Annotated in this window: 27 protein-coding genes and 1 pseudogene; 11 read left to right on the top strand and 17 right to left on the bottom strand. The window is 37.3% G+C overall.

The window, feature by feature from the left end; genetic code table 11:
* Positions 1 to 31: 31 nt before the first annotated feature.
* The 6 genes from PP182_RS18125 to PP182_RS18100 all read right to left on the bottom strand — a co-directional run bounded on the left by PP182_RS18125 (position 32) and on the right by PP182_RS18100 (position 4,343).
* Complete coding sequence (locus tag PP182_RS18125) at positions 32 to 925, bottom strand: NmrA family NAD(P)-binding protein (RefSeq protein WP_272652683.1); 894 nt, start codon at positions 923 to 925, stop codon at positions 32 to 34.
* 61 nt (positions 926 to 986) lie between these two features.
* Positions 987 to 1,556 (bottom strand): SRPBCC family protein, encoded by a 570-nt coding sequence (locus PP182_RS18120; RefSeq protein ID WP_272652682.1) that lies wholly within the window; start codon positions 1,554 to 1,556, stop codon positions 987 to 989.
* A gap of 94 nt (positions 1,557 to 1,650) precedes the next feature.
* The gene (locus PP182_RS18115) at positions 1,651 to 2,400 is read right to left on the bottom strand and encodes a pirin family protein (RefSeq protein ID WP_272652681.1); all 750 of its coding nucleotides are present in this window, start codon (positions 2,398 to 2,400) and stop codon (positions 1,651 to 1,653) included.
* Positions 2,401 to 2,480: 80 nt separating this feature from the next.
* Positions 2,481 to 3,008 carry a zinc-binding dehydrogenase gene (locus tag PP182_RS18110; protein ID WP_272652680.1) on the bottom strand — a complete coding sequence of 176 codons (528 nt, stop codon included), beginning with the start codon at positions 3,006 to 3,008 and terminating at the stop codon, positions 2,481 to 2,483.
* A gap of 51 nt (positions 3,009 to 3,059) precedes the next feature.
* Entirely contained in the window at positions 3,060 to 3,425 is a 366-nt protein-coding gene (locus tag PP182_RS18105; protein ID WP_272652679.1) for an alcohol dehydrogenase catalytic domain-containing protein, read from the bottom strand.
* A 180-nt stretch (positions 3,426 to 3,605) separates the two neighbouring features.
* The gene (locus tag PP182_RS18100; protein WP_272652678.1) at positions 3,606 to 4,343 is read right to left on the bottom strand and encodes a helix-turn-helix domain-containing protein; all 738 of its coding nucleotides are present in this window, start codon (positions 4,341 to 4,343) and stop codon (positions 3,606 to 3,608) included.
* Between the two features lie 641 nt (positions 4,344 to 4,984).
* Here PP182_RS18100 and PP182_RS18095 point away from each other — a divergent pair.
* The 3 genes from PP182_RS18095 (at position 4,985) to PP182_RS18085 (ending at position 7,075) form a co-directional block, all read left to right on the top strand.
* Positions 4,985 to 5,980, top strand: coding sequence for an SDR family NAD(P)-dependent oxidoreductase (locus PP182_RS18095; RefSeq protein ID WP_272652677.1), 996 nt, complete (start codon positions 4,985 to 4,987; stop codon positions 5,978 to 5,980).
* 29 nt (positions 5,981 to 6,009) lie between these two features.
* A complete protein-coding gene (locus PP182_RS18090; RefSeq protein ID WP_272652676.1) occupies positions 6,010 to 6,822 on the top strand; it encodes an AraC family transcriptional regulator in 813 nt (270 codons plus the stop codon).
* A 100-nt stretch (positions 6,823 to 6,922) separates the two neighbouring features.
* Positions 6,923 to 7,075, top strand: a complete 153-nt coding sequence (locus tag PP182_RS18085; RefSeq protein WP_272652675.1) for a hypothetical protein — start codon at positions 6,923 to 6,925, stop codon at positions 7,073 to 7,075.
* A 441-nt stretch (positions 7,076 to 7,516) separates the two neighbouring features.
* Here the strand turns inward: PP182_RS18085 and PP182_RS18080 are convergent, their stop codons facing one another.
* The 3 genes and pseudogenes from PP182_RS18080 to PP182_RS18070 form a co-directional block, all read right to left on the bottom strand.
* Entirely contained in the window at positions 7,517 to 8,512 is a 996-nt protein-coding gene (locus PP182_RS18080) for a zinc-binding dehydrogenase (RefSeq protein WP_272652674.1), read from the bottom strand.
* Positions 8,513 to 8,529: 17 nt separating this feature from the next.
* Positions 8,530 to 9,135 (bottom strand): annotated as a pseudogene (locus PP182_RS18075) (NADPH-dependent F420 reductase); the annotation flags it as partial.
* Positions 9,136 to 9,223: 88 nt separating this feature from the next.
* Positions 9,224 to 10,093, bottom strand: coding sequence for an SDR family oxidoreductase (locus tag PP182_RS18070; protein WP_272652672.1), 870 nt, complete (start codon positions 10,091 to 10,093; stop codon positions 9,224 to 9,226).
* Positions 10,094 to 10,229: 136 nt separating this feature from the next.
* Between PP182_RS18070 and PP182_RS18065 the strand changes: the two genes are divergently transcribed.
* On the top strand, positions 10,230 to 10,655 hold the full coding sequence (locus PP182_RS18065; RefSeq protein WP_272652671.1) for a winged helix-turn-helix transcriptional regulator: 426 nt from the start codon (positions 10,230 to 10,232) through the stop codon (positions 10,653 to 10,655).
* Between the two features lie 179 nt (positions 10,656 to 10,834).
* On the opposite strand, the gene PP182_RS18060 is transcribed toward PP182_RS18065, so the two are convergent.
* Positions 10,835 to 11,626, bottom strand: coding sequence for an SDR family NAD(P)-dependent oxidoreductase (locus tag PP182_RS18060; RefSeq protein WP_272652670.1), 792 nt, complete (start codon positions 11,624 to 11,626; stop codon positions 10,835 to 10,837).
* A gap of 41 nt (positions 11,627 to 11,667) precedes the next feature.
* Positions 11,668 to 12,249: a TetR/AcrR family transcriptional regulator gene (locus tag PP182_RS18055; RefSeq protein WP_272652669.1), complete on the bottom strand. Its 582-nt coding sequence runs from the start codon at positions 12,247 to 12,249 to the stop codon at positions 11,668 to 11,670.
* A 172-nt stretch (positions 12,250 to 12,421) separates the two neighbouring features.
* On the opposite strand from PP182_RS18055, the gene PP182_RS18050 reads away from it, so the two are divergent.
* Entirely contained in the window at positions 12,422 to 12,940 is a 519-nt protein-coding gene (locus PP182_RS18050; protein ID WP_272652668.1) for a GNAT family N-acetyltransferase, read from the top strand.
* Between the two features lie 158 nt (positions 12,941 to 13,098).
* Here the strand turns inward: PP182_RS18050 and PP182_RS18045 are convergent, their stop codons facing one another.
* Together PP182_RS18045 and PP182_RS18040 are read right to left on the bottom strand one after the other, a co-directional pair.
* Positions 13,099 to 13,683, bottom strand: coding sequence for a class I SAM-dependent methyltransferase (locus tag PP182_RS18045; protein ID WP_272652667.1), 585 nt, complete (start codon positions 13,681 to 13,683; stop codon positions 13,099 to 13,101).
* Positions 13,684 to 13,999: 316 nt separating this feature from the next.
* Positions 14,000 to 14,908 carry an NAD(P)/FAD-dependent oxidoreductase gene (locus PP182_RS18040; RefSeq protein WP_272652666.1) on the bottom strand — a complete coding sequence of 303 codons (909 nt, stop codon included), beginning with the start codon at positions 14,906 to 14,908 and terminating at the stop codon, positions 14,000 to 14,002.
* A 129-nt stretch (positions 14,909 to 15,037) separates the two neighbouring features.
* On the opposite strand from PP182_RS18040, the gene PP182_RS18035 reads away from it, so the two are divergent.
* The 6 genes from PP182_RS18035 to PP182_RS18010 all read left to right on the top strand — a co-directional run bounded on the left by PP182_RS18035 (position 15,038) and on the right by PP182_RS18010 (position 19,509).
* On the top strand, positions 15,038 to 15,418 hold the full coding sequence (locus PP182_RS18035; protein ID WP_272652665.1) for a Fur family transcriptional regulator: 381 nt from the start codon (positions 15,038 to 15,040) through the stop codon (positions 15,416 to 15,418).
* Between the two features lie 182 nt (positions 15,419 to 15,600).
* Positions 15,601 to 16,158 carry a TetR/AcrR family transcriptional regulator gene (locus tag PP182_RS18030; RefSeq protein WP_272652664.1) on the top strand — a complete coding sequence of 186 codons (558 nt, stop codon included), beginning with the start codon at positions 15,601 to 15,603 and terminating at the stop codon, positions 16,156 to 16,158.
* Between the two features lie 12 nt (positions 16,159 to 16,170).
* Complete coding sequence (locus PP182_RS18025) at positions 16,171 to 17,046, top strand: alpha/beta fold hydrolase (protein WP_272652663.1); 876 nt, start codon at positions 16,171 to 16,173, stop codon at positions 17,044 to 17,046.
* 101 nt (positions 17,047 to 17,147) lie between these two features.
* A complete protein-coding gene (locus PP182_RS18020) occupies positions 17,148 to 17,516 on the top strand; it encodes a nuclear transport factor 2 family protein (RefSeq protein WP_272652662.1) in 369 nt (122 codons plus the stop codon).
* A 240-nt stretch (positions 17,517 to 17,756) separates the two neighbouring features.
* A complete protein-coding gene (locus tag PP182_RS18015; protein WP_272652661.1) occupies positions 17,757 to 18,590 on the top strand; it encodes an SDR family NAD(P)-dependent oxidoreductase in 834 nt (277 codons plus the stop codon).
* Positions 18,591 to 18,597: 7 nt separating this feature from the next.
* Positions 18,598 to 19,509, top strand: a complete 912-nt coding sequence (locus PP182_RS18010; RefSeq protein WP_272652660.1) for a helix-turn-helix domain-containing protein — start codon at positions 18,598 to 18,600, stop codon at positions 19,507 to 19,509.
* A 431-nt stretch (positions 19,510 to 19,940) separates the two neighbouring features.
* Here PP182_RS18010 and PP182_RS18005 read toward each other — a convergent pair whose 3' ends face one another.
* The 4 genes from PP182_RS18005 to PP182_RS17990 form a co-directional block, all read right to left on the bottom strand.
* The gene (locus tag PP182_RS18005) at positions 19,941 to 20,747 is read right to left on the bottom strand and encodes a helix-turn-helix domain-containing protein (protein ID WP_272652732.1); all 807 of its coding nucleotides are present in this window, start codon (positions 20,745 to 20,747) and stop codon (positions 19,941 to 19,943) included.
* A gap of 55 nt (positions 20,748 to 20,802) precedes the next feature.
* On the bottom strand, positions 20,803 to 21,543 hold the full coding sequence (locus tag PP182_RS18000) for an SDR family NAD(P)-dependent oxidoreductase (protein ID WP_272652659.1): 741 nt from the start codon (positions 21,541 to 21,543) through the stop codon (positions 20,803 to 20,805).
* A gap of 103 nt (positions 21,544 to 21,646) precedes the next feature.
* Positions 21,647 to 23,167 (bottom strand): phosphoethanolamine--lipid A transferase EptA, encoded by a 1,521-nt coding sequence (gene eptA / locus PP182_RS17995; RefSeq protein ID WP_272652658.1) that lies wholly within the window; start codon positions 23,165 to 23,167, stop codon positions 21,647 to 21,649.
* A 3-nt stretch (positions 23,168 to 23,170) separates the two neighbouring features.
* On the bottom strand, positions 23,171 to 23,959 hold the full coding sequence (locus PP182_RS17990) for a phosphatase PAP2 family protein (RefSeq protein WP_272652657.1): 789 nt from the start codon (positions 23,957 to 23,959) through the stop codon (positions 23,171 to 23,173).
* Positions 23,960 to 23,999: the final 40 nt, after the last annotated feature.

Here is a 23,999-nt window from a genome sequence, read left to right as displayed (position 1 = left end):
CGTTCATGAAAGACTTAATACCTTTTGATTTTTATTGCTTGTTATATATAGGCAAGTAAACTTCATTTACAAATTCTTCTGCCGTTGTTGGAGTAGTGGTTGAATCATCCCTTTTTTGATAGTTCATCATGCCTGATTTGATAGCAACCGCCATCCCCAACAGATTGTCAACAAAGTCTTCAGAAAAACCATTTCCTAGGAATACTTGCTTGGCCTGGTCTACCGGAATTTGTACATAAGGTAATTCAGGGTTTCCAATAGCTTTACCAATGATATTGTTAAATTCTCTGTAGGTATAATCTTTTGGTCCCATTACTGCATGAACGCTTTTGTCTGCGAAGTCAAGATTTGAAAGACGTGCCGCTGCAACTTTGGCTACATCTTGCGTAGCAACCATTGGTATGGCATGGTCTCCATCGGCAGCTGTACCGTTGATTCCTTTAGATTTAACCAAACCAATTGTTCTTAAAAAATTCTCCATGAAATAGGCCGAACGAATGTGTAATACATTTACATCCTTTAATTGGTTCAATCGTACTTCCTGCTCACCAGTACCACCCATAATGCCATTACCTTCATGCATGTGAGAACCAAGGCTGCTCATATTTACAATATATTTGATACCCGATTTTTCAATAGCTTCTATATAGTTGCTGGTGACTTGTCTTTGGTATGCTCTTGTGTTTTCTGCTTTTGCATTGTCTGGTAAAATGAGGAAAGCACTATCTGCATTTTTGAATGCATTGGTAAGCGTGTTTACATCATTTACATCACCAATAATTATTTCAGCGCCCATACTTTTAAATTTTTGTAACCTATCACTATGTCTAGCCATTACGATTACATCATTACCTTCCTTTAGAAGGATTTCAGAAATTTTACTCCCCACTGTTCCAGTGGCTCCTAGTATTACTATTTTTTTCATCTGTTTATATTTTTTGTTGATGTTTATCATTTACATTACAAAGTTGCGAACAAGTTCATCTTCAAACTTGTATCAAATCACTGTTCTGCTCTTTAGTGTTCCAAGTAGTTCCTTTTTCAAGTTGTCCGCTTTCAAGATCATTTACAATAATGTCCATAGCATTTTTAAGTACTGACATCAACTGCTTCATTAATACCAACTTTACCATAATCCTCGCGAAAAAGTTTGTTGGAACTGTGCGGTAGGTCCATTCGATTTTTGTTTGATTGTTTCCTAAATCAGTGAACTGCCATTCCCCTTCAATTCTTTTAAGTAATGCTGAAAGGACTTTTGAGGTAAAATCCTCATTCTTGTATGAAAAGGAAGTTGGTGCATTGACTGTTAAAAGACTTTCTTGAGAAGTAGAACCATCTGCAAAGTGAACCGTTCTTTTTAATCCTGCTTTATCCCATCCTTGTTTTACACTAGTATCTACAATTGCCGGAATCAATGAATTTCCACGAAAGATGTGCGTTAGATTGATTGGAGCTATATAATCGAATGCTCTCTCTATTTGCGAGTCAATAATCACTGTGACCGTTATTTCAGGATTTTTGTTGGAATCCTTCTTGTTATTTTTTGTTGTTTTCATTTTACTAGTTATTAATCATTTATACTCCAAAGTTGCAGTGATTGAAGGAGTTAAACTTGTATTAAATCACTGTTGTATAGCTCTGTTTGGTTATTTATTGAAGATTACCGCTATACATACCACCATCAAAATGTTTTGCATCTGTTTGGGTAATAAATAAAACAATGTCAGTGGTTTCAGATGCCACGAAAATTGGATTTTCATTTTCTATTAAAGTACTTTCGCCTGTGTTTATTTGTACATTGGCATTGAACTGTATTTCTCCTTTAAAGACATAAAATAGAAATGAGGTATTTTCAATAGATAGCTCGGGCAAAAACATTTCTTCCCCTTTTTGCAACTGCATATCCATTATCCAAGTATTGCTTCTTATTTGCAATGGATAATCATCTCCTTTGCCTGCTATTTTTCGCCATTGATTAATACTGTAAGTTTCTGATAATTGATGAAATTGCACTTGTGGTTTTAATCCATCGACTTCGGGTCTTATGAAAATTTGCAACCCTTCTAGAGTTCCATCTTCTTCCAAAGTTTTTTCTTCATGAAAAAAATTTGAGCCCGCATTCATCATCATCAATTTTTGGTTGGAAATTATATCAGAATGTCCTTCAGAATCCTTGTGCTTTACTTTACCACTGCGTAAGTACGTAAGGATTTCATCGTTCTTATGGTGATGCATTGGGATAAGAGTACCCGGTGTTATACGTGCCTGATCTATTCTTCCAATGGTAGCATAGCCAGTGTCATTCAGTTCGGGCAACATAAGTCCCGGATATAAAATTTGTATTCCAAAGCCCCCATGCTGCTTACCATATTTAATAGTGTTGTCTATTTTAATTAACATTGTTATGATTTATTAATGATTATTTGAAGGTGGTTCGATATAGGTTTTGGCTATTATCAAACCCATATTTTGTGTGTTCCCTAATTAATTTCAACTGCTACTTTTCCAATGATACCACCTTTTTCAGCGTATTGATAGGCTTCTTTGAATTGGGTAAACGGAAATACTTTGTTGACTTCAATTTGAAATCCTTTTTTTACCGAACCTATCAAAACCTCGGTATGCTTTGTTGATGGACTGGAGAGTATAACAATGTGTTTTTTGGCTGTAAATAGGTTTTTGAAAAGCGAAGTTGGTATTTCAATTGGTTTTGGAGTTGGATTCAAAAACAAGCCTTTTGAGTTCAATAGTTGTTTGGCATTTTTGTATCCCATTGTACCAGATAAATCGATAACAATGTCGTAGGTGGTTTTCTGTGAAAGAACATTTGTTTTTGTGTAGTCAATCACCTTATTTGCACCCCATTTTTTTGCAAATTCAATTCCTTTTGTACTTGTAACTGCTGTTACCTTTGCTTCTTTCTGTTTTAAGAATTGCAGTAAAAACATACCGAAACCACCAGTCGCGCCGTTTACCAAAATGGTAGTTGTTGATTTAATGTTTCCCATTTTTTGTAACGCTGTAACCGCTGCCGTACCAACTACAGGAATGGAGGCAGCCTAGGAAAAACTGACATCAGTTGGTTTTTTCCAAACTAATGAAGCGGTTACGGTAATGTATTCTGCAGAAACACCTTCTTTCATTAGGTTTTTTACGACGCCAAAAACGGCATCTCCCTTTTTAAGGTGGCCAACTCCAGAACCAGTTTCTTCCACAATGCCTGAAAAGTCAGCTCCGGTTTTTTTGAGAAATTTTGCACCGGACATAAGTTTCATTTCTCCCTTTCTGATTTTCCAATCCATAGGATTAATGGAAAATGCTTTCACTTTTATCAGGACCTGATCTGCTTTTACCGTAGGTTTTGGTTCTTCTACGAGTTGTAAAACATCTGTACTTCCGAATTGCTTATAAACTATTGCTTTCATAATATAATTTTTAATGGTTTAAAATGATATTACAAAGTTGCGTAGAAGGGTTTGGTCAAACTTGTATCAAATCACTGTTGTATGTTGATAGCATTAAAGTTGCTTTGTGGAAAAGAAAAAAGGTACCAACATAAAATGCGGATACCCGGCGTAGTATGTGATGTCTTTAAAAATTTTATGCTAGTAGACCTGAATCAGATCACTATTGTGCTTTAAGGCTGTAGGGGGCATCCCAAACATTTCATACATATATTTATTCAATTGTGGCAGGTCATAAAATCCGGTGTCGTAAGCAATATCAGTAAGACTTTTATCTTTATCGGAAAGCGTGATATAGATGGCCTGACGTAGCCGGGTCCATAATAAATACTTAGAAAGACTACTACCGGTTTGCTGCTTAAATAGAGATGCTAAACGGGATGGAGAAAGAAAAACAATATCTGCAAAAGTTTGCGGTGTGATATCGGATCTAAAGTAATTTACCTTGATGTATTCAACTATTTTAGTTACTCTTTCATCATAGTTATTGGAAGGTAATTTGGAGAGCAAAGCATCAACTACTTTGGTAACATCCAAACTATCCTTGGGTGTTTGAAAAAAGGAATTCGTTTCGGGTGGCGAGTCAAAGACAATATTACCCTGATCTTCTTTAAACCTACTTGCCAGTTCCAACCCGATATTGGAGTAGGGCTCTATATTTAAAACATTCAATGTACCTTTTTCTGCCACGCAAAAATGCGGGATATGCGGTTTTATGAGGAAACCGTGAATGCTTTCATATAAAGTTCCATTAATGGTTGAATTAAAGGGAGTATCGTTTGACAAGACAATTTGATATGCTGAATGACGGTGAACTTCAACGGTAAGGTTACGCGCCTTTAAAGCAAGAATGAATGGGTTATTATATTGTTTTGTCATTTAATCCGAGTTAAACTATGTGTCACTTTGTCTAATATTTCATCAGCGTATTGATTGCCATTTTTAAGATAATCAAATGCGCTGTCAACTTTATTGCTCTCCCTGTTTCTATGCATCACATTGCTTGCAAATCCTAGAGCAGCGACGAAGTACGTTTTCTTTGAATAACTGCATACAAAGATCGGTATCGTTTTTAGAACTCCCGCATCTGCTCTCAAAGTTGCTACATTTAAAGCAATTGACAAAGGGGCTCGATAGGTAAGTTGCTAAATTTGCTATTTCCGCAGGGTCTATAAATCTTTTTAACAAAATATGCGGATTTGATTGTTGTAAAATACTATTTTTTATTTCTTCATAGTCAAGATTTTGAGTTTTAGCAAGTTTCTCGACGACTCGTGAAACCTCCTCAGAATAAGTGGGCCTCCCAAAATTGTATTAACCGTGACCTCTGTTCCTTTTGTAAGTTTTGAAATACCATTTGCAATAGCGCAAGGTGAGGTTTTTGTCATACCATAATGAATCATATTTGCCGGAACTGCACTTTCGAAAATAGTGGCCTTTTGAACAAAGTAAATTCGGACTTTTGAACATAGTTGACCAGTTAACTGCCCTCTACTTTTGTCTTAACAAAATAATTAATAATGGGACAGACAAATTACAACGGAGCATTACAGAAACCAATAGGTTATGGCTTCGACGCAAAATCGACTTCAACTGAAGTTATTAAAGGAATTGACCTGAAAGGAAAAATCGCCATTGTAACAGGCGGTAGCACAGGGATTGGTTTGGAAACGGTAAAGACACTTGCCAACGCCGGCGCAACCGTAATCGTTCCAGCGAGGAACACTGAAAAAGCTGAGGGAAATCTACAAGGCATTGACAACGTAGAAATAGAAAAAATGGATTTACTAGATCATCATTCCATTGACACATTTGCTGAAAAGTTCTTAGCTTCTGGTAGACCTTTACACTTGCTTATCAACAATGCAGGAATTATGTGGGTTCCGTTACGCAGAGACCATCGTGGAATTGAATCACAATTAGCAGTAAATTATTTGGCACAGTTTCAACTCACGGCCAAATTATGGAAAGCATTAAAGGAAGCCAATGGTGCAAGGGTAATAAATGTTTCTTCTCAAGGACATCAATTTGCACCTTTCAATTTTGATGACCCAAATTTTGAACATCGTGAATATGAAACCTTGCAAGGTTACGGGCAATCCAAAACCGCAGTCAATTTATTTTCACTTGAACTGGACAATCGTGCCAAAGAATTTGGCGTAAGGGCCTATTCATTGCATCCTGGTTCTATTGGCGGAACAGAATTAGCAAGAGAAGCACCGTTGGAATTGTTTATACAAATGGGCTTTTGTGATGAAAAGGGAAATATGTCGCCAGAAGTCGCGGCTTCACTCAAAACAATTCCCCAAGGCGCGTCTACAACAATTTGGTGTGCTACAAGTCCCTTACTAAACAATATCGGAGGTGTGTATTGCGAAGACAACAATATAGCCGAATTGTATTTAGCGCAAGAATTTTCATCAGGTGTAAAACCTTATTCTTTGGATGAAACTAATGCAAAGCGTTTGTGGGAATTAAGTGAAGAAATTACAGGCATAACGTTCCGGCCTAATTGAGATTTGTAAATTTACAATCACACAAGCGTATGGATTTCAAACTAAAATACATAACAGAAGACATTAAACTTTCTTGCTACGAAGACAAGTTGTTTAAGACAGAAGTCGTGTTTGACCACCATATGCTTGTGTGGTTCATTTCGGGCGAAACAAAGATTATTCAAGCCGATAAAACTTATGTATTTAAAGCAGGCGACATTTTCCTCATTCCAAGAAATCAGTTGGCCACAATCATCAATTACCCAAAAGACGGACAACCACATAAATCAGTTGTAATGCATCTTTCCATTGAGAGGCTGCGGGATTTTTACACCAATCTGGACGTAAAATCAACAGGTTCCGGCACACAAACCATCCGAAGTTTTGGCAAGCACCCGCTATTGGAAAGTTGCCTTGCTTCATTGCTACCTTATTTTGACATACAAGAGCAATTTCCGGAAACCATTGCTTCACTGAAAATCACGGAAGCAATCAGTATTTTGAGAACCCTTGACAATAACATTGACCATGTGTTGTCCAACTTTCAAACACCACATAAAATTGATATGTCAGGTTTTATGGAAAGGAATTTTATGTTCAATATGCCATTGGAAAAGTTCGCTTATTTGACAGGGCGCAGTTTGACAACTTTCAAGCGGGATTTTAGGAAGATTTACAATACAACCCCACAGCGTTGGCTGACCCAGAAACGCTTGGCGTTGGCCCACTACCAACTGACCGAAAAGAACAAGAAACCTGTTGAGGTGTATTTGGAAACAGGTTTTGAAAACCTGTCACATTTCTCCTATGCTTTCAAAAAACAATATGGCCAGACACCGACAGCACTGATGGGAAGAAAGTAAATTCCGACAGACAAAAAAGACCGATCAGCATTTGCGACCTTTGGGACATTATGCCTGCTGGCCTATAACCTTGACAATAATCAGGTAAAAATAAACTATGATGTCTGAAACCAATAAAATAATTCTACAGAAAGCAAATAAAGCGGTTTCCAAAGGTAATTATGAAGAATTCCTTCAATACTGTACCGACGATACGAAATGGGTATTTGTAGGTGACCAGATTCTAAATGGAAAAGGAGCTGTCCGAAAATAGATGCACAACGAATATATTGAACCGCCGCAAAATGAGGTCATAAATTTGATGGCTGAGAGTGATTACCTTACAGCAATTGGTCAAATCACAGTGGTTAACAAAAGTGGAGAAAGTATTCAATACGCGTACTGTGATATATGAAAATTCCGTGATGGCAAAATGGCCGAACTCAAGGCTTTTGTAATTGAGCAAAAGGAATTGAAAGATTATTGATACGAGAAGGAGGTCATTTAAACAAGAGTTGTTCTATTCCCATCAGGAAATTTATGGCAAAAGTAAGCGAGTATATCAGTAGACTGAATTTACATGTGGGCGAACAAACCTATGGCCTTAAGCCAATGGTACTACTAAAAAGCAACTGTAATCTTAAGTTTCAATACGTTTATCCTTGAGGTGAACCTTCATACCATTTTCCAATGTAGTTTCTTGGAATTTATTGGCTCAAAGGTTTATTACAATTTTTCCGACGGTGCTTCTTTCTTCAAGAGCTGAATGTGCTTGAAGTATATTTGCCACGCTCAAACCGCTAAATGTCTGTTTAACAGGCGACTTAATCCTACCTTCCATCAAAAGTCCAATCAATTCACGGAGTATAGCTCCCTGGCTTTCTTGATTTACCCCAAAAATGGACTTGGAAAAAACCATTTCCAAGAAGACGGTTACAGATTTGTTCATCAATGGCCAGATATCTATATCGCCCAGTCCCTCGATTGGTGCAAGATACCCGTAAGGTTTGATGAGCTCTGGAAGCCAAGATATGGCATTTTTGAGTCCATTGGCGGCAAAGACAAAATCAACTTGGTCAATCCCTTCTTCTTTCAGTTGCTTTAAAACATCCGAGTGGTGATCAACAATAATATCCGCACCAAGTTCTTTGACCCAGTTTTGCGATTGTGGCTTGGAAGCAGTTGCAATTATCGTTACGTTCGTCTTTGCTTTTAATAATTGAATGGCCATTGACCCTACGCCTCCAGCTGCTCCCAAAATTAAAACGGTCTTCACATCAGAGGGGAGCTTATTGTTAAAGCGGAATAGGGACTGATAAGCAGTCACAGTTCCTACTGGAGCTGCCGCTGCATGGTCATAAGGTGCAAAGTCGGGTATCTTCGCTATTAAACGGTGATCTACCGCTATAAGCTCTGCATAAGCTCCCTGCCGTGAAGTATCACCTATACCGAACACTCGGTCACCTATGTCGAACCCTGATACTTTCGCTCCTTTTTGTTCTACTATCCCGCTAAATTCATATCCTAAAATACGGTACTCGCCTTTAGGAGCATCTAAAATTCTCCTGAATAATGCCTCTCCCGGATTAACCCCGAATGCTTTAATACCGACTTGAATATCGGTATCGCTGATTTTTGGATCGGCAACTTCTTCTAATCTGATTTTAAAGTCATTTAAGGTGTTTTTATGACGATAAACTAATGCTTTCATGAAAATTTTTATTAAAATTAATTTGGGTAACTGACCAAATTCAACCCGGATAAGGCATTCCCAACATCGGTTATGCGGCCCCCTTGTTCCAGGTTACCAAGGTCAATCACCTTAAATCCTAATTCTGTTATTATTTTCCCCACAATCTCTTTGGCAGATACGTAGTCCCCTGAAATAAAGCTGACACGTTTGCCGTTCCCTACTATAGGTTCTGCTTCAATCCACTTTCCAAATAAATGGTTGAATGCTTTGACGATTTTAGTATCAGGTATTAGTTCTGCAACGATAACACCCGTTGGCTTTTCCAATTTGGGAGAATCGCCGTCCTTTGTAAAATTATTGCTTACATCAATGACTATTTTTCCTTTAAGCTGTTTCTTAAGCTTATTTAGGACATCGGGTATATGCCACCACATCACAGCTAAAATTATTACATCCGCATTGCAGGCATCTTCGTTTGTACCAGCCGTGGCTAATGTTCCGAGTTCTTCCACAAGCGGTTGTAATGATTCCATGCCCCTTGAATTTGAAAGGATTACAGGGTAGCCTGCTTTTATCAATTTCTTTGCAAGTGCCTTGCCTATCTGCCCTGCACCAATAATTCCCATTTTCATGTGCTTCTTTTTTAGAGTCTTACTTTGTTAGCATTAAAGCGAAGTGGCTGAAAACATATATTCTCTGCCACTTCGTTTATTAAAACTTGGAATTATTTTAAACTAAAGTTGGTTCCATGAGCTCTTTGAAAGTTTTTGTCTTTCTACCTAATAATCGCTCTAAGTCACCTGATTGATGTTCGAATTCACCTCCTTCAATAGCCAATACCCAACCTGTTATAAATTCGGCAACATGACGAGGGACCCCTTGGCCAACTATCCCATCAATATAATCTTGGGCTGTAATGGTGGTAAAGGGAACCGGTTGTCCTTTGATTTCCGATAGGATTTTTGCTATGTCGGAAAACGAAATAGCATGGGATCCGCCTAAGGAATACGTTTTATTTTCATGTCCTGGAGTAGAAAGTATTTCAGCGTGGGCTTCCGCCAATTCATCTCTTGTCGCAGGCGCCATTTTTCCCTTGTTCGCCGGAACTTGTATTTCAGTTTCGAAAGGATTGGGACCATAGTAGGACGATAGAAGATCGGCAAAAGGTGGATGATATAAAATGGTATAATCTAGTCCTGAGGATTTGAGCACTTGTTCCGTAAAAAGGTCCGATTCCGTGACTTCGGACATAATGCGTCCGGAACCTTCTTTGCGCATAATGGACATATAGAACACGTGCTTTACGCCCATTTGTCGCGCAGCGGTAATAACATTATAGTGCTGAGTAAATCGGTCTGTAAAAGCTATTGCACTAGTTAGCATTATTTTGTCAACACCTTCAAATGCACGTAGTAAGGAATTGTAGTCAAGATAATCACCTTCAAGTATTTCCACGCCTTTCGCTGCTAAGTCTTTCAGTTTTTCTTTATTCCGAGCAAGTCCGATAACTTGACTTGCAGGAACATTTTTCTTTAACAAATGTTCAATTGTACTTTTTCCAACCACGCCTGTGGCACCCGTAACTAAAATTTTTGTCATGATGTAATATCTTTTTACTTTAAATAATTAATTTTGCTTTCAATGTGCAAGTGATGAATTAATTTAAACACTTGCAAAATGCAAGTACAAAAATATATAATTACTTTCAATATGCAAGTAAAAAACATCAAAATTTATGAAAGCAACTGAAATGCGTTCCGATTGCCCTATAAGTTCGTCATTGGATATTTTCGGAGACAAATGGTCATTACTGATTGTTAGGGATTTAATGTTACATAAATCCCGTACTTATGGGGATTTTACAAAATCGGCGGAAAAAATAGCAACGAATATATTGGCGAATAGATTACAGCTATTAGAGGATAACGGAATAATCATCAAATTACCTTACCCAGGTAATAAGGTAAAAGGACTGTATAGGTTGAGCCCAAAAGGAGTTGATTTAATACCTGCCTTAATAGAAATTGCACTATGGGGAGGGAGGAATATCTCCAATACGTATGATGGTTCGCCGTTTCTCAAGGAAGTAAAGAAGAGCAAGACAAAATTTCTCAAAAAGGTTATGGATGACCTATTGGAGGAGGAGACGAATATCGGTTAGGCCCTCGATACTGCGAAACACTTCCCTGAAATTATCAAGAGGTTTATACCAAAAGATTTTTTCCGATTAACGGTTTGTAATCAAGGAATTTCCAGAGCACATTCTTAACTAAGAATAGGGTCGTTAAGGGATTTTAAGAATCAGATTACAGTGATTTGCTGATGTTTTCCGCTTATAACTCAAATGGTTTTTAATGCTCCGGAATCTGCTCTTAAAGATGCTCCGTTTGTAGCAAGAGATAAAGGACTGGATACGTACGATACTAAATGCGCTATTTCACTTGGATCAATAAATCGCTGTAATAGCATATGAGGATTTGATTGTTGTAAAATTGCGGTTTTCATTTCTTCAATATCCAAGTCTTGAGCCCTTGCAATTTGTTCAATTACTTCTGCAACCCCATCAGAATAGGTTGGTCCGCCCAAAATAGTGTTCACAGTAACCTCTGTTCCTTTGGTCAACTTGGAAAGTCCATTTGCAATGGCTGACATTGCAGATTTTGTCATTCCGTAATGGATCATGTTTTCAGGTATATTTACTCCTGATTCACTACTGATAAAAATAATTCGTCCCCATTCTTTATTCAGCATCTTGGGCAATAGTTGGCGAGATAGTCTGACACTGCTCATTACATTAATTTCAAAGTACTGGTACCAGTCTTCATCTGTAATACTCCCAAAGTCCTTTACCCCAAAGATTCCAACATTGTTGACCAAAATGTCAATGTCTTCAAGTTGCGTAAGAAGTTCTTCGACTTCCTCTTTCTTGGAAAAGTCCGCTGATATTGCTGATATGTTTGCATTGGGGAATCGCTCTTGTAGTTTTTCTTTTGACTTTTCCGTCCTTAATTTGTGTCTTCCGTTTATGGTTACATCAACCCCTTCTTTTAATAATTGTTGTGCAATGGCAAAGCCAATGCCTTGTGTCGATCCACTAATAAATGCTCTTTTCCCTTTTAATTTTAAATCCATTTTATTTTTGTAACGATTATTAAAAAAATAATTAAATTTTTTTAGTTGATTATTTGTAGCTGTAATTCAATTTGCTGTTCCAAAATTTCTTGATCTGGATAAATTCGCCGTAATGAGTTGATTCCGCACCAAAGGCTTATTAGATATTTCCCTAATGTAGTTGCCGGTATTTTTGATTTAATATTTCCTTTTTTTTGTTCTTCTAGAATGGTAGCCGTGTACAGCTTTTCTGTTTCTTTTAAAATTTCTATCGCTTCATTCTCCAATTCATCATCAATAAAGGTCATTTCAATGATGGTATTGGCCACAATGCAACCCCTTAAATGGGACCTATGGTCAGCATTAACGATGGTGCGAAAGTGATTTTTGATCAACTCCAGGGGATTATCGCTATTTTCCAATTGAAGACTGAACTCCTTTAAATCCTCTCTTCGCTGTTGGAGTGATTTTTTAAAAAGTTCCTTTTTTCCTCCTTTGAACGTGTTATAAAGGCTCCCGGCTCCTGCACCGGTTGCTTTGCTCAACTCAGAGAGGGAAGTGGCATTAAATCCTTTTTCCCAAAATAATTCTTGGGCCTTTCGGATTACGTCCTTGTCTTGATGAATACTTGGTCTTCCTTTCATTTTGTAATATTCATTACAAAAATAATAAATATCTAAAAGATTACTCCAAAGTTTTTTTTATATTTATCGGGAAGTGCTTGCTATCTGAAAGTACTAGCTGCAAGGATGTACAACAACACTAGGTTTCTTGAGCGCCCCAATACAATGTAAACAAGCCAATTAATAGGAAGTTATGGAAATAAAGAACTGTGATACGGATGATATAGATGAAATATTTCGTCTCTACAAAGTTGCGCGGGATTTTCAAAAAACCAAGTTTACCATGCATTGGCCGGAGTTTGAAAGCAAACTCATTAAAACAGAGATTTCTGAAAATAGACAATGGAAACTATTGATTGATAACCAAGTTGCTTGTGTATGGGCGATAACTTTTGATGATGCGCAAATTTGGGAAGAACGAAATAATGATCTTTCTATTTACCTTCATCGTATTGCGACCAATCCAAATTTTAGGGGGCAAAATTTAGTTAGGAAGATTCTGAAATGGGCAAAAAAATACGCCAAGGAGAATGACAAAAAATATATCCGCATGGATACCGTTGGAAACAACCCTGGACTCATAAGCTATTACGAAAAATGTGGTTTTGATTTTTTGGGATTGGTGTATTTAAAAAATACAAATGGACTGCCAGCGCCTTATAAAAACTCCTATATCGGTTTATTTCAAGCAACAACAGATTCAAGAAGATGAAGAAATATAAATGGCAGGAAGGCTATGATAATTGTGAGTTTTCTATACAAACAATTATAGAATAGGGGAGTGGCTTTTCATACTATATCATGAAGGGTTGTAAGCCCATCAAGCTTTAGGCGAACACTATATTAGTATTCAAATGACTTTTTTACCAATCACTTTTTGCAGATAATATACCAAAACCGTTGTGAGGGGTGGTCTCCCAAATTCCTTATGGGTTCCCTAATTTCCTTGGCCTCCACTAGGCCATAATTGCCAAAATCCAATCGAATTGACTCCGAATCATAAAAAAATAGGGTAACACCATAATTCTTTTTGAATGTGTCTTTGCCTATTTCTTCCCCTTCACCATATCTAAAATCCTTTTTCGAGATGGATACAAAAACCATATAGCCGCCGGGTCTCAGTTGGTTATAGCAATCCTTTATCAACTTGGTTCGTTCTTTGGGGTTCAATAAATGGATCAAAGAATAGCTGAATATTCCATCATACACTTCTTGATCAAACGGCATTGAACTGGTAGGTCCATGATGTATTTTTATATGTTCTCCCAAATGCTCGTTTGCCATTGCAATTGCAGTTTCGGAAATCTCAATTCCAGCTACCTCAAATCCATTGTCGACAAAAATCTTGGCATTTCTTCCATAACCAAACCCCGGTACCAAGATTTTATTTAAACCGTTTTTCTTAAATAAAGCTACAGTTTCAATTGCTGAATCCGCTGGTTTCCATCCCCACATTTCTTACTTGTCCCGAAAACTTGATTCCCAAAATTCTGTCATAGTTACCCTTAGATTATTTGCAAATTTTGTCTTTCAAAACTTCACATTTAAAACCTGATCCCTTTACGATTGCTATAATTTCATCGGAATTGATTACATCTCCTTCCATTCTTAAAATTGTATTTCCTCAAGGAAATGATAAAGCTGTCTCGTTTAAATCGTAGTTGATTTTCAAGTCAGCGGTTTCAGTTTTGATTATATTTAAAACACGATCTGCTTGGGCTTTATTTTGAATGTCTGTTATAAAAACTTCTATCATCGATATGGTTTTGTATTAAAATTGCTCATTTGATAGTTCTCCGTTTACCACTGCTCCCGTTATATTGCCACTATAAACGGCATTGGCAATGGAACGCATCATATTTGAATTATCACCGCAGGCATAGATACCCGGTACGGTAGTTTTTTGGAAATTATCAACTTTTATATAGCCATGTTCGGTAAGTTCACAACCAAGAGAAACCGGAATATCTGAATGTTGTATAAAAGGAACCGCAGCATATGCAGCATCAAAAGATATTTTAGTGGTGTCGTCAAAAACTATATTTCGTAGGTGTCCATTCTTGTGTTCAAATTCGGAAATTTTTGTTTCTATGATTTTTATACCGTGCTTGTTTAGTTTATCAAGTTGTTCTGAATTAAAGTCAGCCGTTTCCGTGGTCAAAATCGTAATGTTATCTGTTAGATTTTTGACCAATGAAGCAAGGTGGAATGCTTTTGCCCCGTTTGCAATAATGGCCGTGTTTTGGTTGCGGTATTCATAACCATGGCAATAAGGGCAATGGATAATAGAAATACCCCAACATTCTGCAAATCCCTTTATGTCTGGCATCATGTCTTTTATCCCTGTTGCAAAAATCAATTGTTTAGCATTGAATTTATTCCCTGTGTCTGTTGTGATTTCAAAGCCATTTTTTCTTTTCCTCCCACTACTGGCAATCCCATTGTAAAATTTAACCGTACCATATTTTTCAACTTGATGCTTGGAAAGCATTGAAATCTCTTTTGGTGTTTTTCCGTCCTGTGTTAAAAAGTTGTGTGAATGTGGTGTGCTTTCATTGCAAGGCATGCCGCTGTCAATTAGTAAAACATGGCGCAAGGAACGCCCCAAAGCCATTGCAGCTGAAAGACCTGCATAGCTCCCGCCAACTATGATCGCATCAAAACTGTTCGTATCCGTCATCTTATTTTATTTAGTAAGCCTAATAGATTCACTTCCTATCCATCAAATATTATCGCAACAAGGTCGCATTATAAATCTTTCAAATGTAGTATTGTTTTTGTAATATTGCAATAGAGTCGCAATAAAAATATGAAGCGTAGAAATACACACTCAACAGCGGAAATTTTTGAAGTTCTCAAATCATCTGGAAATGCACTGAGCCACGATATGATACAAGAAAATATTGGTTCCGATATCGACAGGGCCACCATTTACAGAGTACTGAATAGGTTCTGTGAGGATGGAAAAGTGCACAAGGTCATTGGGGATGATGGAAAACAATATTTTGCAATTTGCCACAATTGCAGTGGGAAGAAACAAGTGCATTCCCATAATCATATTCACTTCAGATGTTTGCACTGCGGTAAGGTCGAGTGTTTGGAAAGGGATTTGGCCGTGCCGTTACCGGAAGGCTATGTTGCCAAAGTTCATAATCTTGTCATTTCCGGTTTTTGTAACAACTGTTCTTAAGATTACCTTCTTTTTTCGTAAAGCGTTCCGTGTATTCTTCCATGCATCAGTCTCCTAGAACCTTGTGAATGGCGTTTAAATTACCGAAAAGATATTTTCGGTTGTGGAATACATCAAACTACTAATAAATTTAATTTTAGTAGTATGTCACATATTTGAGACATATTTCATAAATTTGGGTCATGGAAAGCACTAGAGCGAAAATTATAACTGCCGCAGTGAGATGTTTTAGGAACAACCCGTCGGATACCTTGGAGAAGGTTGCCGAAGAAGCTGGGGTTTCCCGTAGAACACTGCATCGCTATTTTGAAAATCGTGATGACTTGATCGAATCGTGCAAAAACGAGATGTTGGTCAGTTGTAACAAGGCTATGATAATAGCTTATGAAAGTGACCCGGGCCCCATTAAAAAAATAAGGAACATGCTTTTTGCCGCTATTGAGCAAGGGGCCAATTATGCATTCGTTAAAAGAATCTACGAACGCAGTAACTTCTCTGATTTGGACAGAAAAAAGGAATTTGAATCCGATGATGTCAAATCAAAATGGTTTAACCTTATCAAGGACCTTCAAAAGGCTGAACGCATCAACACCGAACTGACCATCCCCTGGATTTTCAATTTGTTCGGATCGGTCATTGAGACTGCAATCTACGCCGTCGAATCCGGGGATGTTGCCAAAAACGATAGTAGGAATTTCGCATGGATCTCCTTTAAGGGCGCCATCGGATTAAATGAATAAAACCATATTAATATGAATCCATACGCAACAGAAAGTCTTATAAAACAAATACCAGGTTTTTCCAGTCGCTTGCAAAAGGTCAATGGCATAAACATCCACTATGTCACGGGAGGAAGCGGCAATCCATTGATATTGTTACCGGGTTGGCCCCAGACCTGGTGGTCATACCACCATATTATGCCCTTCTTGGCCGAAAAATATAGTGTAATTACGGTCGATCTGCGTGGGATGGGCGATAGTGATAAACCTGAAGAAGGATATTCCAAGAAGAATATGGCCGATGATATCATGGAATTGGTAGCAGCTTTAGGATATGATAGGGTGCATATAGTAGGACATGACATTGGAGCCAATGTTGCATACTCGTTTGCTGTCAATCATCCAGAAAACATTGATAAACTGATCCTTCTGGATACGCCTCCCCCTGATGAAAATATGTATCGGCTGCCCATGTTGCCCGTAGGGACTCCTGTGTACCCTTGGTGGGTGGCTTTTAACCAGTTAAACGATCTCCCAGCACAGCTACTGGAAGGACGTTTTGGGTTGTTGTTGGACCACCTGTTTGAAAAGTTGCTCATCAATAAAAAGGGCATCAGTGATTTTGACCGATCAGTCTACCTTAAACACTATAACCATAAGGAAAATATAACAGCTGCCAATGCCTGGTACCAAACCTTTGGTCAAGATATTGCAGAACAGAAAACCTCTTCTAAAATTAAAAATCCAACAATGGGAATTGCATCATCCGCTAATTATGACATTCTGGACAATTTTCTGTCCCATAATGCTCATGAACATGAAATGATGGAAATTAAGGATTGCGGTCATTTTCTTCAAGAGGAGAGACCCGAACAAATGACAAGGGCAATCTCGGATTTCCTGAATTAGAGTAACAATCAATTAAATTTTTTTATCTATTGAAATTTTCATGATATTCTATTATTTCAAAATGCAGATGGATATTAATAATGTAAATACAGAACACTATTATGACAGATACCAATAAAATAATTCTACAGAAAGCAAATGAAGCTGTTTCCAAAGGGAATTATGAAGAATTTCTTCAATACTGCACGGATGATACCAAATGGATATTTGTAGGTGACCAGATTCTAAATGGAAAGGAAGCGGTCCGAAAATGGATGCTTAATGAATATATTGAACCACCACAAAATGAGGTCAAACATTTGATTGCCGAGAACGATTACCTTACGGCAATGGGCCAAATCACAGTGATGAATGAAAGTGGAAAAGGCATTCAATACTCGTACTGTGATGTATGGAAGTTTCGTGATGGCAAAATGGCCGAACTCATGGCTTATGTAATTGAGCACAAGGATTTGAAAGACGACATATAATAAAAAAGAGTTTTTTAAGCAGGTGTTGGCCTACTCAAATAGGGAAATTATTGGCATGTGCCGGTTGTGTGTTTATTGTGGAAAATCAAAATAACACAAAGGAATATAAAAGTATACGGACTCTGCAGACCGTTAACGGTAACAAAAAATCAACCAAACTTGGATTTAAAAACGTTTATCCTTGATTTGAAAACGTCATAAATCTATGTGCCCTGTAGTTTTGTAAAAAAAACAAATAGTATGAGCACACAGAAAGTTTGGTTCATTACAGGAGCCTCCAAGGGGATGGGTCTTGAAATAACTAAAGCAGTTTTAGAAAGCGGAGGGAAAGTAATTGCAACAACCAGAAATACGGAAATACTCTTAGAAAAAATTGGGGATTACAAAGATCGTCTAATTCCTGTTAAATTGGACATAACTAAAGAAGAGGACATTGGAAAGGCAATTTCCCTAGGTATTGAAGAATTTGGTCGAATAGACGTTGTGGTTAACAATGCGGGCTACAACCTTTTGGGCAATATCGAAGAACTAAGCGATTCCGAGTTTAGGCAAACAATGGACGTAAATGTTTTTGGAATGGCCCATGTCATTAGAAACGTTTTGCCACATTTACGCAGGCAAAAATCCGGACATATCATCAATACTTCTTCTGTGATGGGTTATATGGGCTATGCCGGTAATGGAAGTTATAATGCATCGAAATTTGCGGTCATTGGACTTTCGGAAGCCCTTGCCCAAGAAGTCGCTCCTTTTGGAATAAAAGTAACCATCCTTGCACCGGGAACATTCCGTACAAACTTTATGAGTAGGGATACCCTCAATGTTGCGCAAAATAAAATTGACGCCTATGACATAGATGAACAGGTGAATCAGTTTACGGGATTTGATGGCCAACAATTAGGTGACCCCAAAAAATTGGCCGAAGTGTTACTTCAAATTACCGGAATGTCTAATCCACCTTTGCATCTCCCCTTGGGTTCCGATAGCTACCATGCTATTCTGGAAGTCCGTAACAAGGAAAGGGAAGAAATGGAAGAATGGAAAGACGTATCTTTATCTACTGATTTTGAATAATCTAAGTGTGAAAAAAGCTGCTCCCTATAGAATTGAGTCAATTTCTGAACTTCATAGTTTATTTGGCCAACCGAAGCCCCATCATCCTTTGATAAGTGTGATTGATTTTGAACTTCTGAAGTTTGATGACAACAAAATTTGGAGCAGCTTTTTCTATGATTTTTACTGTGTAGCCTGTAAGAAAGGATCTTCGGGAAAATTCAAATATGGACAAGGTAATTATGATTTCGATGAGGGCGTCATGAGTTTTACCAAACCTGGTCAAATTTTTTCAGTTATCAATCCTACTGATGGTCCAGTGTCGGGTTATATGCTCATTTTCAAACCCGAGCTAATTCGGCATTATGAGTTGAGTAAGGTCATTGGAAATTATGGTTTCTTCTCTTATTCCACTGCTGAGGCCTTGCACCTTTCTGAAAAAGAGGACAAAATAATGATGCATCTTATGCATCAAATGCAGGATGAACTCAAAAACAATATTGATGGTTATAGCCAAGATTTGATTGTTTCCCATATTGACATGCTTCTCCATTATGCAAAGCGTTTTCACAATCGGCAATTTCTTACACGCAGTGCAGTAACTAATGATTTAGTGGCCAAGATGGAAGAATTGATCGACTCCTATCTAAAAAGTGACGCTGCACTTTTGGGTCTGCCAACAGTTAACTTTTTTGCGGAAAAGCTCAACGTGTCCCCTGATTATTTGAGTGATCTGTTGAGAAATGTTACCGGAAAAAATGCGCAGACACATATCCAAGAATCCTTAATTGACAGAGCTAAAGAACTACTTTCAACTACCGATTTAAGTGTTAAGGAAATAGCTTTTGATTTGGGCTTTGAGCGCCCCCAATCATTCAGTACAATGTTCAAAAAGAATACCCAAAAAACCCCACTGCAATACAGGGCATTGTTTAATTAAAAAAAATACTAGTGCTAGACTGCAGAAAACAGGCATGGTGTACCATCTTCGCCGAAAAAAAGAGCATAACAATATACTGACCTCCAACCTAATACAGCGAAATATTTGGCTGTGCAAATTTGCCATCTTTTAGTAGTTCCCATAATCCATCACATCCACAAATCCATTTTACGACCCTTAACAATAATTTTTGCTTCTTGTTCGCCGATTTCTATTACAAGTCCTAATCCGACTCCTCGTATTTCTTGCGAGATCAACACAGTACTAATAATTCCATTGATGATATTTTTATTTTGAAACGATCAATTACTAAAAGATGGGAAGTAAAAGCAATATATTAAACGAGAATGAAACTACTTTAGTTGGTTTATAAAAAACTATCTTAGATATAAACAGGTTGCCATAATATTTTACGTTTAGCGGGTAGTTTTTTATTTGGTCAGTTCTGTTGGGGAATATCCGAATTGTTTTTTAAATGCATATGAGAAATGAGATAGATTTTCAAAGCCTATTTCTAAATATACTTCAACAGGTTTCCTTTTTTTCTCGGCAATTTGATAATGTGCTAATTGCAAACGTTTTTTAGTAAGCCATCTTTGCGGTGGTGTGTTAAATGCTTTACGGAAATCTCTCTTAAAAGTTGTTAAGCTACGACCTGTTAAATAGCCAAATTTTTCCATTGGTAGGTTAAACATAAAATTCTTTTCCATAAAAGTAGTTAAGTCAATTTTGTGAGGTTTTGCAAAGTTGGCTAATATGTTGTCAATGTCTTTGTCAATATTTCTGAGAATACTTATTGCTTCAGTAATTTTTAAGGAAGCAATGTTTTCAGGAAATGTTTCCCGTAAATCGAAGTATGGGATCAGCGAAGCAATACAACTTTCTAATAAAGGATGATTATTATAGCAACGAATTTTTTGTACTGAAGAAGGTTTGGATTTTATGTTTAAGTTGATGTAAAAATTTCTTAACCTGTCAGTAGTCAAATGCATGATAACTAATTTATGAGGAACTCCGTTTGTAGGGTAATTGATAATGGTTGCTAGCTGGTTTCTTGGAATAAGAAAAATATCCCCCTTTTTAAAAATATAGGTTTGGTCTGCTTGCATGATTTTTGTTTCACCCGAAATAGACCACACAAGCATATGGCAGTCAAATACAAGTTCCATTTTAAACTCTTCGCCTTCGTTGCACGATAGCTTAATGTCTGGTGTTATATACTTAAATTGAAATTCCATTGTGCTTGTATGATATAATAATAATAAATCAATTAGTGTTAACGTGAAATACTTTTTACCACGCCAATTCCCCTTCTTCCCCCACAAATTTTCCTGTTGGCCCGCTTTGGTCAAGCGTTGCGTATTTAATAATGGCATTGACAACTTCATCGGGGCTTGTCCCTGAAAAATTGGTTAAAGAGGTGGCTGCAAATCCTGGGGAAACACTGTTGATTTTGAAAGGTGTGTCTTTAAACTCATCGGCCAAAAATACAGTAAATGCATTTAGAGAAGTTTTGGAACTGCAATATGCAGTCATTTTCATGTCTTTAAAAAAGTCGTAAAAAGGGGCGGTTGGGTCGCTATGGTTGGTGAGCGAACCCAAACCACTTGTAACATTTACAATTCTCGGTTCATCTGATTTTTTCAAAAGTTCCATATAGTGTTGCGTGACCCGGACTACACCAAAAAAATTTGTTTCATATACCGTCCGTAAATTATCTATCAAAATTTCCGAAGCATTTTGAGGATATTCCCCTCCGATTCCCGCATTGTTTATTAATAAATTTAGACTGGAAATTTTACTCTCTAACTCCACTTTTGCCTTCTGGACAGATAGCTCGTCAATAACATCTATTTCAATGAAATCAACGTTATTTAGTCCTAATTCGTTGAGTTGTTTTACCGCTTGCTGTCCGTTGGCCTTATCACGGCTTCCAATGTAAACGTAATACCCGAGTTTCAATAATTTCTTTGCCGTTGCAAAACCGACCCCTTTGTTTGCTCCTGTAATTAATGCTGTTTTTACTGTTGTCATAATTTTTACCTTAAAGATTTAACTGATGACAAATTTAGATAGCTTTTATTCCGATGGCTTTGTTTAGAAGACCAGTTTCACTTTGTTGAAAGGGTCTTTTAAATTATTTAAATATGTTCAGGTTTTCATCATAAATAGGACTTTCTATTGCCAAGAAATTCAGGATACTATGGAAAACATGATGTTGTGATAGTGTTTCTTTTGAATTCAGTTTTTTGGAGCCATCGGATAACCATACTATAAAAGGAATTTCCAGTTGTTCCTTAGGGGCTAAAGCAGCTGGGATTCCATGCATGTATAAATTATATTCCCCTAACGATTCTCCGTGGTCTGAAACGAACAGCATCGTACTGTTGTATTCCTTCAACTCTTTTAAATCCTTGATTAAACTGGCAAGGATATAATCGGTATAAACAATGGTGTTGTCATAGGCGTTTATAAGTTCTTCTTGGGAACATTCGCCCAGTTCAACACTTTTACAGACTGGCGCAAACTTTTCAAATTCTGGTGGGTATCTCGTGTTATACGATGGCCCATGGCTGGTACTTGTGTGTAAAACGACCAATATTTTATCTTTTTTACTTGTTAAAATTTGCTCCTTTAACCCCTTTAATAGAATTTCATCATAATTACACCCTTGACCCTTGCACCTGTCTTTTAAGTCCTCTTTTTTTAAAAAGTTGGTTATATGCACAGGAGGTTCCCCCCAATTTGTGGTTCGCCATATAACTTCTACATTATTTCGATATAGATAATTGGGCAAAATCTCATAAAGCTTATTGGAGTTTGTGTGTTCCAAGAGGCACTTTACGCCTGCTGTTGTGTATGTAGCGCAAGCAGTTGCATTGAAACTATGAAGGTTTTCAACCTCAGACAATAGGGGATTGGTAGGTTTTTTATACCCGTAAAGTGAAAAGTTCTCACTTCGTGCAGATTCTCCAATGACTAAAACTGCAATGGACTTTACCTTGTCCGTTATTTTCGTATCGGGCAATATAATCTCCTTTTCATTTTCTTTGCTCTTGTTAATGTAAAGTCTTGAGGTATTTATCATATAGGACCAGGGCATTACCAAGGCACCTAATTGAGGTGAGTTTTTATCAATCCATCTCCAATTGCCACCGTTAACCAAAACAATAGCGATAAGGAAAATTAATGTCAAAGAAAAATGAATTAAAAACCGTTTGAAGGTTTCTTTACTGATTTTGACCTTGATTATAAGGATTACGGGAATAATACCCAATAAAATCACATATAGTAGCAATCGAAAAGAGAGGAAACTGCTGGCCTCTTCGTAATTGGTATTCAGAATGTTACCGATCATTGTTGGGTCTATTATGACGTGATAGGTATTTACAAAATAGATGGCAACTGCATTGATGATGAAAAAGAAGGCCAATACCAATTTTCCAACAAATCGGGAAAGAAAAAATATAAGATATAATGCAAAAGCGTTTGCAACCAGCATTGCAATGACCAAAGAGACAATAATGGTAATACCCCCAAAACTTTGATAATCGAGTGCCGTAAATACATATTTAAAAAAAGGATAATGAAAGAATAGGAAATTAACAGTACTTGCTACAAGTACAAAATGGGCCAATTTTACACTATGCCTTAACATACTTCAGAATCTCAATGTTAATCCCAATCCATATTCCCTTCCATTATAGAAGGGCATCACAATGCCAGCTGTTTTCTCCTTGTCTTTGAAAATTGTTTTCTTGATCAATGGATGCAACCAATACGCAATTTTGGTACTTAAAATTCCTATTCCCGCACCTGTGGCAACATCGGTAAGCCAATGTTTTTCATTGTGCATTCTAAACAAACCTGTGCCAGCAGCTACCACATAGCCGGCAACTCCGTACCAAACTGATATATCCTTATATTCTTGATACAAAAATTCGGCACCCATAAAAGCCGTAGCCGTATGCCCCGAAGGAAACGAGGTTGAGGATGAGCCATCTGGTCTGGTAACTTTTGTGGTTTTTTTTAGGATGTTTACTGAGCCACCCATAATAAGATATGCCGTTCCCAATACAATGGTCCTATCTTTAAAATTATGTTTTCCTTGTATGCCCATCGCATTTAAGGCATATACAGATAAAAACGGACTGTATTGGGAGAAATCGTCTATGTTCGTTTTCTTGTCATCATGCTCCCTAAATTCATTTTTTGTGCTGTTATCGATATCTTTTAAAGTGCGACTTTCTTGACCAATAACTCCGTATCCAATCAAAATAGATGGGATCAAGAGCGATTTGTATTTGAATTCAGTGGGTTTCTTGTTTATTATTGAGTCAATGGAAGCGTTTTGCCCGTGAACCTTTGAATTCGTTGAGTCAATGAAAGCGCTTTGTCCGTGAACCTTTAAAACGGACAAGAATAGAAAGAGTACAAATATTTTATTCATTTTAGTTTATTTAAACAGTAATTTTATTTTCATCCTTCTA

Origin of the sequence: Maribacter sp. PR1 (genome assembly GCF_028464145.1) — a bacterium.
In the GTDB taxonomy this organism is placed as follows: Bacteria; Bacteroidota; Bacteroidia; order Flavobacteriales; family Flavobacteriaceae; genus Maribacter.
The sequence above is the reverse complement of the archived record's forward strand: the minus strand, read 5'-3'. Positions and strand labels throughout refer to the sequence as shown.